Raw genomic sequence first — 12,915 nt, forward strand, 5'->3', positions numbered from 1 at the left:
GGCTTTTTTATGTAGCTTACAACGTCTGTAATAAGAAGCTGTGAGACCGTGGCTGCACAGGGAACACGGTCAGATCGGAAAGACGCAAAAGCCGTCCTCCATGACATGCCCGGCCCGGGCAATTACGCACCTCATCCCTGAGGTGCGCCCGTACCGGGCCAACGCTTTGCGTTGTTCAAAAACGCTCCCGGCGTTTTTATCCGGGCGGCGGGACGCTTTCTTCTTCTGACCGTGCCCCCTGCGCGTTGAGCTAATCCGTTGCTTGAGGATTCTCTCAGATTGGGCTTCTTCAAGGGTCAGATGCCAGTGAATCCCAGCTTATTTATGACTTCGGCAGCAGATGCCCCATCTTTTCCGCTTTCGTATCCAGATAGTGCGCATTCTTCGGATTACGTCCCACGACCAGCGGCACGCGTTCAACAATGTTGATCCCGGCTTCGCTGAGGATCTCCACTTTACGCGGGTTATTGGTCAGCAGTCGCACTTCATTGACGCCCAGCAGTTTGAACATATCGGCGCACAGCGTGAAGTCGCGCTCATCGGCGGCAAAGCCCAGCTGATGGTTCGCTTCTACCGTGTCATACCCTTTGTCCTGCAACGCATAGGCGCGGATCTTATTCAGCAGACCGATGTTACGGCCTTCCTGACGGTGATAGAGCAGTGCGCCGCGACCCTCTTCTGCGATGGCATTGAGGGCGGCTTCCAGCTGAAAACCACAGTCGCAACGCAGGCTGAAGAGTGCATCGCCGGTCAGGCATTCAGAGTGAACGCGCGCCAGTACCGGCTCGTTATCATTAATATCGCCAAAAACCAGTGCAACGTGGTCATGTCCGGTTGCCAGTTCTTCAAAACCAACCATCAGGAAATCTCCCCATGGCGTGGGCAGTTTGGCTTCTGCCACCCGTTTAAGCTGCATGTGACTCTCCAGAACCTTCAGAGGATGCACTATCATCATGATAGTGCACAGGCCAGTGTGGCCCGACAAACGTGCAATATTGTGCCACAACCCGCAAGCGGGCTGGTAATCTCTGATACCAATTGCAGTGATAAAGCACAATTATCCAATCGGCAACGGTTATGTTATTCTTTTTTAAGCTAAAGTTATGCAATTGCTCTCTTTTGACGCCGGGATAAGGGAAGAGGATGTTTAAGATTTCACGTCGTACCACCTTTGGAATGCTGCTGCTGCTGATCATGCCGGTTGCAGTCTGGCTGAGCGGCTGGCGCTGGCAACCAGGCGAAAGCAATGCGCTGCTGAAAGGTCTCTTCTGGATGACCGAGACCGTCACCAACCCCTGGGGCATTGTTACCAGCGTCGTGCTGAGTGCCTGGATGCTCTGGTGCCTGCGCTTTCGGCTGAAGCCAGCCATCCTGCTGCTGCTGATCATGAACGCCACCATTCTGGCCGGGCAATACACCAAATCCTATATCAAAGAGCAGATTCAGGAACCGCGTCCCTATGTGATCTGGCTGGAACAGCATCACGGGCTGGATGAAAAGACCTTCTACGAGCTGAAGCGCAAACAGCGTGGCGAGATGGTAACCTCACTGATTGCCGATGAGACACAGATCCCCGGCTGGCTGAAACGGCACTGGGCGTTTGAAACCGGTTTCGCTTTCCCTTCGGGACATACTATGTTTGCCGCCAGCTGGGCGCTGCTGGCATTGGGTCTGCTCTGGCCGCGTCGGCACTATAAAACCGTGGTGGTGATCTTTCTATGGGCCACTGGCGTAATGGCGAGTCGTCTGCTGCTGGGCATGCACTGGCCACGGGATCTGGCGATGGCAACCATACTCTCCTGGCTACTGGTCACCATTGCCACCTGGCTGGCGCAGCGATTCTGTGGCCCGCTGACGCTGCCGCCGGAAGAGCAAAAAGAGGTGGCGCAGCGGGAGCCCTGATTGTAATTCACCCGTAAGACCCCATATTATTAGACGGGCCTGCGTAAAAGCGACCCGCCCGATGCTGCTGGGAGCAGCATTTTTGCTGGAGTTTTGGCATAATTCTACCCGACAACCTCACAACAGGATGCACTGTGAAATATTTGCTGATTTTTTTAGTGGTACTGGTCATTTTCATTATTTCCGTCACCCTGGGTGCGCATAACGATCAGGTCATTACTTTTAACTATCTGCTGGCGCAGGGTGAGTTCAGCATCTCGACCTTACTGGCATCCCTGTTTGGCGCAGGTTTCGTGCTTGGCTGGATCATCTGCGGTCTGTTCTGGTTACGGACCCGCGTCTCCCTGGCGAATGCCAACCGGAAAATTAAGCGTATGCAGACCCAAATCGAGCAGAGTACTACCCTGGCGACCACGCCATCTTCTCCGGCTGGCCGGGAATAATCCCTGATGCATGAATTGCTGTTTCTGTTACTGCCGGTGGCGGCAGCGTATGGCTGGTATATGGGCCGTCGCAGCGCGCATCAGGATAAGCAACAGGAAGCCAACCGACTGTCACGTGAATATGTCGCTGGCGTAAACTTCCTGCTCTCCAATCAGCAGGACAAAGCGGTCGACCTCTTCCTTGAGATGCTGAAAGAGGACAGCGGCACGGTTGAAGCACACCTGACGCTGGGCAATCTGTTCCGTTCGCGCGGGGAAGTCGACCGCGCCATCCGCATCCATCAGGCTTTAATGGAAAGCGCCTCCCTGAGCTATGAGCAGCGACTGCTCGCCGTACAGCAACTGGGCCGCGACTATATGGCGGCGGGCTTATATGACCGCGCGGAAGACATGTTTAAGCAGCTCATCGATGAAACTGACTTTCGGGTGGGTGCGCTGCAGCAACTGCTGCTGATCCACCAGGCAACCAGCGACTGGCAGCAGGCGATTGAAGTCGCAGAGCGGCTGGTTAAGCTTGGCAAAGAGAAGCAGAAAGGCGAAATAGCCCACTTCTACTGCGAGCTGGCTCTGCAGGCGATGAGCAGCGACGATCTCGATCGTGCCATGAGCCTGCTTAAGAAAGGGGAGTCGGCCGATCGCAACAGCGCACGTATCTCGATCATGATGGGCCGTATCCTGATGGAAAAAGGCGATTACGCTAAAGCGGTGGGCCATCTGCAGCGGGTGCTGGACCAGGATAAAGAGCTGGTGAGTGAAACGCTGGGGATGCTGGAGACCTGTTTCCAGCAGCTCAATCAGCCAGACGCCTGGTCAGAGTTTCTTCATCGCTGTGTTGAAGAGAACACCGGCGCAGCGGCGGAGCTCTATCTGTCTGACATCCTTGAGCAGCAGCAGGGGCCCGAAGCGGCCCAGAATTACATCAGCCGTCAGCTGCAGCGTCATCCTACCATGCGGGTGTTCCACCGCCTGATGGATTTAAACCTGCATGAGGCGGAAGATGGCCGCGCGAAAGAGAGCCTGATGGTGTTGCGCGACATGGTTGGCGAACAGATCCGCACCAAGCCGCGCTATCGCTGCCAGAAGTGTGGCTTTACCGCCCACGCACTCTACTGGCACTGCCCATCCTGCCGCACCTGGTCTTCAGTTAAGCCCATCCGTGGCCTCGACGGCCAGTAAACCGGCCGTTACAGCTGCACTGTTAATAGCCCATTATAGTTACAACATACTAGAGAGCAGGTTAGCTTACAGACCTCAGCGACAGTGCATAATTTGCCAGGCAGGAGGGCAATGGCGATTGTGATGGTCAGACACCGCAGGTAGAATGCTTGCCGTTTGTCTAATGCGCCTGCGGGCGCCTGTTGCAGAGGAAATGCCATGCCTTCACCCCACAACGTGACCGCTTCGCCGATTCTGGTAGCGCTGGATTATCATAACCTCGACAGCGCACTGCGTTTCGTCGACCAGATCGATCCCCGCAGTTGCCGCCTTAAAGTAGGCAAAGAGATGTTTACGCTATTTGGCCCCTCGCTGGTTAACACTCTGCAGCAGCGCGGCTTTGAAATCTTCCTCGATCTTAAATTCCACGATATTCCCAACACCACCGCTCATGCCGTGGCGGCCGCTGCCGATCTCGGGGTCTGGATGGTCAACGTCCATGCCAGTGGTGGGGCTCGGATGATGAACGCGGCGCGTGAAGCGCTGCTTCCCTTTGGTAAAGAGGCGCCCCTGCTTATTGCGGTGACTGTACTGACCAGTATGGATGCAGAGGATCTCAAAGGGCTGGGCATTACGCTTTCTCCTGCCGAACAGGCAGAGCGACTGGCGAAGCTGACACTGTCGTGCGGGCTGGATGGTGTGGTCTGTTCCGCCCATGAGGCTGTCCGCTTCAAACAGGTTTTAGGTCAGGAGTTTGCGCTGGTCACGCCGGGGATTCGCCCGGCAGGCAGTGATGCTGGCGATCAGCGTCGCATCATGACACCTGAGCAGGCGAAGCAGGCGGGTGTGGACTATATGGTTATCGGGCGTCCGATCACCCAATCCGCCGATCCCGCCGCCACTCTGCAGGCGATCCTGCACAGTCTGGAGACACAATAATGGCGAAGGATAATCCACTGGTTTACTCAACCGACAGCGGGCGCATTACCCAGCCGGAGCCGGCGAAGGAGCGGCCAAAAGGGGATGGCATTGTGCGCATCCAGCGCCAGACCAGTGGTCGCAAGGGAAAAGGCGTCTGCCTGATTACCGGTATCGACCTGGACGACGCGGCATTGACGCTGCTGGCGGCCGAACTCAAAAAGAAGTGCGGCTGTGGGGGTTCGGTGAAAGAGGGCGTTATCGAGATTCAGGGGGATAAGCGCGATTTACTGAAAAGCCTGCTGGAAGCCAAAGGCATGAAGGTCAAACTGGCGGGTGGCTGAAAAAAAATCGGGCTACCGAAGTAGCCCGATTGTTGTGTAGATGCTTAGCGTAGCCGATTATTTTTTTAATAAGGTCTTTAGTGGACCTGATGACCGATAATACCACCGACAGCGGCGCCACCGACTGTGCCGAGTGCGCTACCATTGGTCAATACTGAACCCCCAATCGCGCCCGCGCCCGCGCCAATAGCGGTGTTGCGGTCACGTTTAGACCAGTTAGAACAGCCGCTCAGTGCAACAGCTAACGTGGTTGCCAGTACAACGGCAGTGATTCGTTTCATTGTTGTTGTCATACACTTCTCCTTTGATGTGCTCACAGAGGCAACACTCTTAGTATAGCTCCGATATTTCCTCAGCCCGCTTGTGTCGCATCATTGCCGCATCCGTGTCGGCATGGAAATGTGATCACCATGGACAAACCGTTTGTAGCGGGAGAGTCGCAATGCAAACCCGACAGGGCCACGCATTGCCTGAGAGGATTCTAAGCGTTCTGGTTAAATTCCGAAGATAGAAAATTCTGAAATCACGACACATTTTTGCATTCACAGCCATTCCTTCTGCGTTTATAGCCATTTGCTCCATAACCCTTTCGCGTCCGACTCCGCAAAATTCAGGGACGATTGTCAGCAGGAGAAAATAGATGCTGGAACACCTGAAACAACAGGTTCTGGAAGCGAATCTGGATCTACCCAAATACAACCTGGTGACCTTCACCTGGGGCAATGTCAGCGCTGTTGATCGCGAACAGGGTTTGCTGGTTATTAAACCTTCCGGCGTGCGCTATGAAGTGATGAAGCGCGACGACATGGTCGTGGTCGATCTGGCGAGTGGCGACGTGGTGGAAGGGGATAAACGCCCCTCCTCGGACACGGCGACACACCGCGCGCTTTACCTCGCCTGGCCGGAGGTGGGTGGCATTGTCCATACCCATTCGCGGCATGCGACCATCTGGGCCCAGGCAGGACGACCGATTCCTGCCTGGGGAACCACCCACGCCGATGACTTCTATGGTGAGATCCCCTGTACCCGGTCGATGCGCAATGAAGAGATTCAGCACGACTACGAGTGGAACACCGGTGAGGTGATTATTGAGACTTTTGCGCAACGTGGGTTGTCTCCTTCTGCGATCCCGGCGGTACTGGTCAACTCTCATGGCCCGTTTGCCTGGGGGAAAGACGCTCATGCTGCGGTACACAGCGCGGTTGTGCTGGAGGAGGTGGCGTATATGGGCCTGTTCAGCCAGCAACTGACCGCTAATCTGCCGCCGATTAACCAGACACTGCTTGACCTGCACTACCTGCGAAAGCATGGCGAGAACGCCTGGTACGGGCAAAAATAGCGAGCGGGACGCCACGGCGTCCCGTTTTTTTTAGTCTCATCTGAGACTGGTATGGCGATCTCCATCATAGTTATCAAAACAACAGGTCATTAAAAATAAAACAGCGTTTCATTTTATCGAGGCGATCACTGTTTTGATTACCTCAAGTCACTACTTTGCTTGCATCGCCTTCGGGCACTTCCTGCTCCACCCTCTGGCATAGCAAAGGTGACATCCATATGCATATCAAACGTGCAATAGACAAAATTCCGGGCGGTATGATGCTCATTCCGCTCTTTATCGGCGCACTCTGTCATACGTTTTCTCCAGGCGCCGGGAAATATTTCGGTTCTTTCACCAACGGCCTGATGACCGGCACGGTACCCATTCTGGCCGTCTGGTTTTTCTGTATGGGCGCGTCGATTAAACTCAGCGCCACCGGGACGGTACTGCGTAAATCGGGCACGCTGGTGCTTACCAAGATTGCCGTCGCCTGGGTTGTGGCTGCCATCGCCTCTCGGGTGATGCCGGAGAATGGCGTAGAAGTAGGGATGTTTGCCGGGTTATCGACGCTGGCGCTGGTGGCTGCCATGGATATGACCAATGGCGGCCTTTATGCCTCGATCATGCAGCAATATGGTTCCAAAGAGGAGGCCGGTGCGTTTGTGCTGATGTCTCTGGAGTCCGGGCCATTAATGACCATGGTTATCCTGGGCACCGCCGGCATCGCCTCATTCGAGCCGCACGTGTTTGTGGGGGCGGTCCTGCCGTTTATTGTGGGATTTGCATTAGGGAATCTTGATCCGGAGCTGCGCGACTTCTTCGGAAAAGCGGTCCATACGCTGATTCCTTTCTTCGCCTTTGCTCTGGGTAACACCATTAACCTGGGTGTCATTGCGGAAACCGGACTGCTGGGCATCATGCTGGGCGTGTCGGTGATCATTATTACCGGTATCCCACTCATTCTGACCGATCGACTGATTGGGGGCGGGGATGGCACGGCTGGCATAGCTGCATCCAGTACGGCAGGCGCAGCGGTGGCGACACCGGTGCTGATTGCCGAGATGCTGCCGCAGTTTAAACCGATTGCCCCTGCTGCCACGGCGCTGGTGGCAACGTCCGTGATTGTGACCTCCGTGCTGGTGCCGATCATCACGGCCATCTATTCAAAACGTGTTAAGCGTCTTCATGTTGCCGTGGAGCAGCGTGCCGCTATTAAGTAACCCGCCTAATCAATCCCCGACGCGCGAGTCGGGGATCTCTCTGGATTTTGTGTTGTAAATCAATCTCTCATTTGGTCTGGCCTCACTCTGCATTACGCTGATGTGGCGTATTTAACGCATCAAATATAAACAGAGGATGAGACAATGACAGTTATTAACCAAGCAACGTGCAGATTATTTACCGAAGTCGGCAACACCACGCAGTTAGTCGCCTATTACGAAGAAGGGCGCCGTACTATGTGGATGATGTTGCGTGCACAGCCCCGTCCGAGCTTTAACCATGAACTGATTGAGGAGATCATGAATCTGAGCTACGCCGCTCAGCGTTCCGGTCTGCCGATCGACTTCTGGGTTACCGGCTCTCTGGTGCCACAGATGTTCAACGCCGGTGGCGATCTGCGCTTCTTTGTCGAGTGCATTCGCAATAACCGCCGTGAGGCGCTGCGGGCCTATGCCCGTGCCTGCGTTGACTGCATCCATTCGGCAGCACGGGGGTTTGATACCGGCGCGGTGACGCTGGCGATGATTGAGGGCAGTGCCTTAGGCGGCGGATTCGAAGCGGCGCTGGCACATCACTTCATTCTGGCGCAGAACAACGCGCGGATGGGCTTTCCGGAAATTGCTTTTAACCTCTTTCCCGGCATGGGCGGCTACTCACTGGTCGCGCGTCGTTCCGGCATGAAACTGGCAGAAGAGTTAATTTGTGAAGGGGAGTCCCACAGCGCAGAGTGGTATGAAACGCGCGGACTGGTGGATAAAGTCTTCCAGCCTGGCGACAGCTACCGCGCCACCCGCACCTTTATCGATACGTTACGTCCTAAACTCAACGGCGTGCGGGCTATGCTGAAAGCGCGTCAGCGCGTGCTGCAATTGTCACGCGCTGAGCTGATGGATATTACCGAAGATTGGGTCGATTACGCCTTTACCATCGAACCTAAAGACATTGCTTACATGGAACGCTTGGTTCAGTTACAAAACCGCCACAGCGCATCACTGCGTAAAGCGGGTTAATCTGAATTAGCGTTAAACGCGGGCAGGATGCTTAGCCAGCCAATGCCCAAACTGTTCCGCGGGCATTGGTTTTGCGTAGTAGTAGCCCTGACGCCCATCGACACCACTGTTAAGGACAAACTTCTCTTCATCCGGGGTCTCAATACCCTCTGCAATCACCTGCAAATCGAGCGCCTTGGCGACGGCGACGATAGCTCGTACCAGCGATTGTGAGACGGGCTGTTTATTAATATCGCGGATAAAGCTTTGGTCGAGCTTGATGGCATTGATCGGCACACGTGCGAGCTGAGAAAGCGACGAGTAACCGGTGCCGAAGTCATCCAGATGAACCTGTGCGCCCAGCTCCTGAAACTGCTTCATCAGCCGCAGGGCTTCAGCTTCATTCTCTATCAGGCAGCTTTCTGTGAGCTCAATATCGATAGGACAGTCGGTGATATTCGCCTCATGCAGTGCCTGTTTCAGGTCAGTATAGATGCTTTGATCAATCAGCTGACGTGCCGACACGTTGACGGCGACGCGCAGAAAAATGCCCTGCTGGCGCCAGACGATAATCTGTTTCAGCACATTGAGCATGACCCAGCGTCCCAGCGGCACAATCAGTCCCGACTCTTCGGCGTAGGGAATGAAATCAGCAGGGGAGACCAGGCCGCGCTCGGGTGAGTTCCAGCGTACCAGCGCTTCGGCGCTGCGGACTTCACCATCACTGTCGATTTTCGGCTGGTAATGCACCAGCAGGTGATCCAGCTCCAGCGCTTTACGCAGATTGGTGTCCAGCCACAGGTATTCAAAGACCCGCTGGTTCATCTCTGCCGCGAAGACACAGAACTTGCCACGACCGTTCTCTTTGGCGTGATACATCGCGGTGTCAGCATTGCGAATAAGGCTCTCGCGATCTTCACCATGCAGCGGCGCGAAAGCGATCCCGATAGAGCAGCCGCTGTACACTTCGATTAGTCCGATACGGAAAGGCTGACGCAGGCGCTCAAGAATGCGGGAGGACATCGCCTCCAGCGCAGCCTGGCTGGTGTGCTCAGCCAGCACCACAAACTCATCGCCACCCAGCCGGCCCAGGGTCTGGTCTTTACCCAGACAGCTAAGAATCGCCAGTGATACCGCCTGCAGTAACTGATCGCCGAACATATGACCGTAGGCGTCGTTCACTTTTTTGAAATTATCGAGATCGAGGTAGACCACACCGGTCTCATCGCGCTCAGATCGCTCCAGCGCCAGGCTAATCTGTTGATGAATTGCGTTGCGATTAGGCAAACCGGTCACCGTATCGGTGTTTGCCAGCACCCGGAGGCGTTCCTGGGCGCGTCGCTCCTCGGTTATGTCGGTGCCAGAACAGATGAGGAAAATTTCATTTTTACCACTGCCGCTGTGAACAAACTTATTACGAAACAGAAACAGTCGCTGACCTTTTTTGGTTTTAACCCAGCGCTCCACCTCATAGGAGTTACCGTCACGGAAGAAGCCCGCAATGTTGCGTCGTGACTGAGAGGCCTCCTGTTTGGTCATAAAGAGCTGAAAGACGTTACGGCCGATAACCTCATGCTCATTCAGACCGGTGTATTCTTCACTAAGACGGTTAAAACGCTGAATATTGCCGCGCTGATCGAGGATCACAATCACCGAGTTGGCTTCAGAAACCACCTGTTCGGCGAATGAAAGACCCAGGGTTAAGTCGCGGGCGACCGCTGAGGTATCGCCCCAGGCAGAAGCGGTTCCTGCCCAGGTCGCCTGGTTCACTTTGCGTCCGACAAAATGCATCGGAACATCAATGCCCTGCAGCGTCATAGTCAGATTGATGCTTGAAGTGATGACCGGCATCGCGCGTATCATGGCTGCCTGGCCGGGGGTTAACGGCAGGGCGATATTAGTTTGTGACGACTCATCTTCGGCAAAATGCAACGCATCGCTGTCCGCGGTCAGACGCCAATGAGGGCTGGTTGTACCGAAAAGGGTGTACAACAACGTTTGCCCTTGTTCATCGGTCATGGAAACTTCCTCCGGGAAGTGCTCTGCAGGCGTTATCTCATTATTTTAGCAACAGTATTCATCATCTGACGCCAGCACAAGATGCAAACCGAATATATTTTCCCATCCAGATAAGAATGGCACAAAAAAGCCCCGACGGTGCGGGGCTGTTTAGTGCGGTCAGCAGGGACATTTACCCAGTTTGCCTGCCTGGCTGGGGAAGCGGGCATCCAGACAGTAACGGTGGAAATCGCGCTCATTCATCGGCGGCTGATCGGGATGATGGAGTCGCATATGCTGCAGATATTTTTGATAATCCTGCACCCCGACCATTAAGCGAAAACACTGTTGCAGGCCGCGCCAGAATCCCCGCCAGCTGAATGTCTGTGGCTGTGGGGCGGCGGCAGGCTGGCAGCGGATAATCTGCCACTCTCCCTGCGGACGCTGGGACTGATGAATAGCATCAGACATGACGCACCTCCTTGTTGCGCAGCGTCACAACGGACTCATGCGTAGTAGGAAGATCGCTGCGCAGCGCCCGGCGAATGACAAAGAACGCAGAGATGAGCATCGTGACCGCCACCAGCATAAAGAAGGCGCACAGGGCCGCGTTAATCTGATTGCTGAAGACGATGGTCTGCATATCTGCCACGCTTTTTGCCGGGGCGATGATCACGCCTTCATCCAGCCCTTTGCGGAACTTATTCGCCTGCGCCAGGAAGCCAATCGACGGTTTTTCATGGAAGATTTTCTGCCAGCCGGCAGTCATCGAGGTGATAAACAGCCAGACAGTTGGCAGGATAGTCACCCAGGCGTAACGCTGCTTTTTCATTTTGAACAGCACCACGGTGCCGAGGATCAGCGCCATGGACGCCAGCATCTGATTGCCGATACCAAACAGCGGCCACAGAGTGTTAATGCCGCCGAGCGGATCGACCACGCCCTGATAGACAAAGAAGCCCCAGCCCGCGACCGCCACGGTCGTGCCGGCCATATTGCCCAGCCAGGAGCGGTTATTCGCCATAGAAGGCACCACGGTGCCTGCCAGATCCTGCACCATAAAGCGGCAGGCGCGGGTACCGGCATCGACCGCCGTCAGAATGAACAGCGCTTCAAACAGAATGGCGAAGTGATACCAGAACGCCATCATCGCCCGGCTGTTAAAGATCTCGGTAATGATGTGGGCCATCCCCACCGCGAAGGTTGGCGCGCCGCCTGCGCGGGACAGGATCGAGCCTTCACCCACGTCACGGGCGATGCCGCTCAGCATTTCCGGCGTGACGACAAAGCCCCAGCCGTTGATCACCTGAGAGGCGCTTTCAACGGTGGTACCAATCAGCGCAGCCGGGGAGTTCATGGCAAAGTAGACGCCCGGATCGAGCACTGAGGCACAAATCAGCGCCATGATCGCCACAAAGGATTCCATCAGCATCGCGCCATAGCCAATAAAGCGGATATGACTTTCCCGCTCCACCAGTTTTGGCGTGGTGCCGCTGGAGACCAGCGCATGGAAGCCGGAGATGGCGCCGCAGGCAATAGTAATAAACAGGAACGGGAACATCGCGCCGGAGAAGACCGGGCCGGTGCCGTCGATAAATTTGGTGACCGCCGGCATTTTCATCTCTGGCATGGCAAAGACAATCCCCACCGCCAGCCCGACAATCACGCCGATTTTAAGAAAGGTCGAAAGGTAGTCACGCGGAGCCAGCAGCAGCCAGACCGGCAGCACGGAGGCAATAAAGCCGTAGATCACCAGCACCCAGGTCAGTGAGGTGCCTTTCAGGGTAAAGAAGGGCCCCCAGTAAGGATGCTGGGCTACGTCACCACCATAGATAATCGCCGCCATCATCAGCACAAAGCCAATCAGTGAAACTTCGGCGATTTTACCGGGCCGGATAAAGCGCATGTAGACGCCCATAAACAGCGCAATCGGAATGGTGGCCGCGATGGTAAACAGTCCCCACGGACTGTTCGCCAGCGCCTTGACCACCACCAGCGCCAGCGCCGACAGGATAATGATCATGACGCCCAGCGCGCCGAGCATGGTCACCACACCGGCAAACGCACCCAGCTCCTGCCGCGCCATCTCGCCCAGTGAACGGCCATCACGACGGGTTGAGATAAACAGGATCAGGAAATCCTGTACCGCACCCGCCAGCATCACCCCGACCAGGATCCAGATGGTGCCAGGCAGAAAGCCCATCTGCGCCGCCAGAATCGGACCCACCAGCGGGCCGGCACCGGCAATAGCCGCAAAGTGGTGACCAAACAGCACCCATTTATTGGTCGGGACATAATCGAGCCCGTCGCTCAGCCGCTCGGCAGGCGTCATCCGGCGGTCGTCCAGTTCGAAAATATTGCGGGCGATAAACAGGCTGTAGAAGCGATAAGCGATGCTGTAACAGGCGACAGCGGCTATCACCAGCCAGACTGCGTTGACGTGTTCGCCGCGGCTGAGGGCCAGCATGGCGAAAGCGCCCGCGCCGATTAACGCCACCACTAACCAGATCGCACTGGTTTTGACGTTTTTCATGACTAACTCCTTGTGAGGACCGAGAGGAAAGCGATCGAAAACAACGAGTCAAACTTAATGTAATGGAATGTAAGTGAAAGTTAATCAGTGG

The 12,915-nt window shown here is 55.5% G+C and carries 13 protein-coding genes; 8 read left to right on the forward strand and 5 right to left on the reverse strand.

The genetic code is table 11. The annotated features are described in order from the left end of the window. Positions 1-322: 322 nt before the first annotated feature. Entirely contained in the window at positions 323-916 is a 594-nt protein-coding gene (gene ribA / locus ACX8ZY_RS09515) for a GTP cyclohydrolase II (RefSeq protein ID WP_010244482.1), read from the reverse strand. 227 nt (positions 917-1,143) lie between these two features. On the opposite strand from ribA, the gene pgpB reads away from it, so the two are divergent. The 5 genes from pgpB to yciH all read left to right on the forward strand — a co-directional run bounded on the left by pgpB (position 1,144) and on the right by yciH (position 4,762). Beyond that, the gene (pgpB, locus tag ACX8ZY_RS09520; protein ID WP_060680299.1) at positions 1,144-1,902 is read left to right on the forward strand and encodes a phosphatidylglycerophosphatase B; all 759 of its coding nucleotides are present in this window, start codon (positions 1,144-1,146) and stop codon (positions 1,900-1,902) included. A 134-nt stretch (positions 1,903-2,036) separates the two neighbouring features. After that, positions 2,037-2,345, forward strand: a complete 309-nt coding sequence (locus tag ACX8ZY_RS09525) for a LapA family protein (RefSeq protein WP_010670247.1) — start codon at positions 2,037-2,039, stop codon at positions 2,343-2,345. Between the two features lie 6 nt (positions 2,346-2,351). Continuing rightward, positions 2,352-3,521 carry a lipopolysaccharide assembly protein LapB gene (gene lapB / locus ACX8ZY_RS09530; protein WP_346448489.1) on the forward strand — a complete coding sequence of 390 codons (1,170 nt, stop codon included), beginning with the start codon at positions 2,352-2,354 and terminating at the stop codon, positions 3,519-3,521. 198 nt (positions 3,522-3,719) lie between these two features. Next, positions 3,720-4,439, forward strand: coding sequence for an orotidine-5'-phosphate decarboxylase (gene pyrF, locus ACX8ZY_RS09535; protein ID WP_346460887.1), 720 nt, complete (start codon positions 3,720-3,722; stop codon positions 4,437-4,439). After that, positions 4,439-4,762 carry a stress response translation initiation inhibitor YciH gene (gene yciH, locus ACX8ZY_RS09540; RefSeq protein WP_010244495.1) on the forward strand — a complete coding sequence of 108 codons (324 nt, stop codon included), beginning with the start codon at positions 4,439-4,441 and terminating at the stop codon, positions 4,760-4,762. The genes pyrF and yciH overlap by 1 nt, the downstream gene beginning before the upstream one ends. A gap of 77 nt (positions 4,763-4,839) precedes the next feature. Here yciH and osmB read toward each other — a convergent pair whose 3' ends face one another. Next, on the reverse strand, positions 4,840-5,055 hold the full coding sequence (gene osmB / locus ACX8ZY_RS09545) for an osmotically-inducible lipoprotein OsmB (RefSeq protein ID WP_003853848.1): 216 nt from the start codon (positions 5,053-5,055) through the stop codon (positions 4,840-4,842). A gap of 347 nt (positions 5,056-5,402) precedes the next feature. Here osmB and araD point away from each other — a divergent pair, with 347 nt between their 5' ends. The 3 genes from araD to ACX8ZY_RS09560 all read left to right on the forward strand — a co-directional run bounded on the left by araD (position 5,403) and on the right by ACX8ZY_RS09560 (position 8,314). Then, positions 5,403-6,101, forward strand: a complete 699-nt coding sequence (gene araD / locus ACX8ZY_RS09550; RefSeq protein ID WP_010244508.1) for an L-ribulose-5-phosphate 4-epimerase — start codon at positions 5,403-5,405, stop codon at positions 6,099-6,101. Between the two features lie 218 nt (positions 6,102-6,319). Continuing rightward, positions 6,320-7,303, forward strand: coding sequence for a 2-keto-3-deoxygluconate transporter (gene kdgT / locus ACX8ZY_RS09555; RefSeq protein ID WP_010244511.1), 984 nt, complete (start codon positions 6,320-6,322; stop codon positions 7,301-7,303). Positions 7,304-7,447: 144 nt separating this feature from the next. After that, positions 7,448-8,314 (forward strand): crotonase/enoyl-CoA hydratase family protein, encoded by an 867-nt coding sequence (locus tag ACX8ZY_RS09560; RefSeq protein ID WP_003853843.1) that lies wholly within the window; start codon positions 7,448-7,450, stop codon positions 8,312-8,314. Positions 8,315-8,326: 12 nt separating this feature from the next. Here ACX8ZY_RS09560 and pdeR read toward each other — a convergent pair whose 3' ends face one another. From pdeR to ACX8ZY_RS09575, 3 genes are all read right to left on the reverse strand, one after another. Further along, entirely contained in the window at positions 8,327-10,312 is a 1,986-nt protein-coding gene (gene pdeR, locus ACX8ZY_RS09565) for a cyclic di-GMP phosphodiesterase (protein WP_010244518.1), read from the reverse strand. 159 nt (positions 10,313-10,471) lie between these two features. After that, positions 10,472-10,762 (reverse strand): YbdD/YjiX family protein, encoded by a 291-nt coding sequence (locus ACX8ZY_RS09570; RefSeq protein ID WP_010244521.1) that lies wholly within the window; start codon positions 10,760-10,762, stop codon positions 10,472-10,474. After that, the gene (locus ACX8ZY_RS09575; protein WP_010244523.1) at positions 10,755-12,824 is read right to left on the reverse strand and encodes a carbon starvation CstA family protein; all 2,070 of its coding nucleotides are present in this window, start codon (positions 12,822-12,824) and stop codon (positions 10,755-10,757) included. Before ACX8ZY_RS09575 ends, ACX8ZY_RS09570 begins: the two co-directional genes overlap by 8 nt. Positions 12,825-12,915: the final 91 nt, after the last annotated feature.

This window comes from Pantoea sp. XAF26B01_ASV70 (genome assembly GCF_054512635.1).

Bases quoted from the DNA above. Each gene is read 5' to 3' on its own strand.
- ribA (WP_010244482.1), bottom strand. From the start codon at position 916: ATGCAGCTTAAACGGGTGGCAGAAGCCAAACTGCCCACGCCATGGGGA.
- pgpB (WP_060680299.1), top strand. From the start codon at position 1,144: ATGTTTAAGATTTCACGTCGTACCACCTTTGGAATGCTGCTGCTGCTG.
- lapB (WP_346448489.1), top strand. From the start codon at position 2,352: ATGCATGAATTGCTGTTTCTGTTACTGCCGGTGGCGGCAGCGTATGGC.
- pyrF (WP_346460887.1), top strand. From the start codon at position 3,720: ATGCCTTCACCCCACAACGTGACCGCTTCGCCGATTCTGGTAGCGCTG.
- yciH (WP_010244495.1), top strand. From the start codon at position 4,439: ATGGCGAAGGATAATCCACTGGTTTACTCAACCGACAGCGGGCGCATT.
- osmB (WP_003853848.1), bottom strand. From the start codon at position 5,055: ATGACAACAACAATGAAACGAATCACTGCCGTTGTACTGGCAACCACG.
- araD (WP_010244508.1), top strand. From the start codon at position 5,403: ATGCTGGAACACCTGAAACAACAGGTTCTGGAAGCGAATCTGGATCTA.
- kdgT (WP_010244511.1), top strand. From the start codon at position 6,320: ATGCATATCAAACGTGCAATAGACAAAATTCCGGGCGGTATGATGCTC.
- ACX8ZY_RS09560 (WP_003853843.1), top strand. From the start codon at position 7,448: ATGACAGTTATTAACCAAGCAACGTGCAGATTATTTACCGAAGTCGGC.
- pdeR (WP_010244518.1), bottom strand. From the start codon at position 10,312: ATGACCGATGAACAAGGGCAAACGTTGTTGTACACCCTTTTCGGTACA.
- ACX8ZY_RS09570 (WP_010244521.1), bottom strand. From the start codon at position 10,762: ATGTCTGATGCTATTCATCAGTCCCAGCGTCCGCAGGGAGAGTGGCAG.
- ACX8ZY_RS09575 (WP_010244523.1), bottom strand. From the start codon at position 12,824: ATGAAAAACGTCAAAACCAGTGCGATCTGGTTAGTGGTGGCGTTAATC.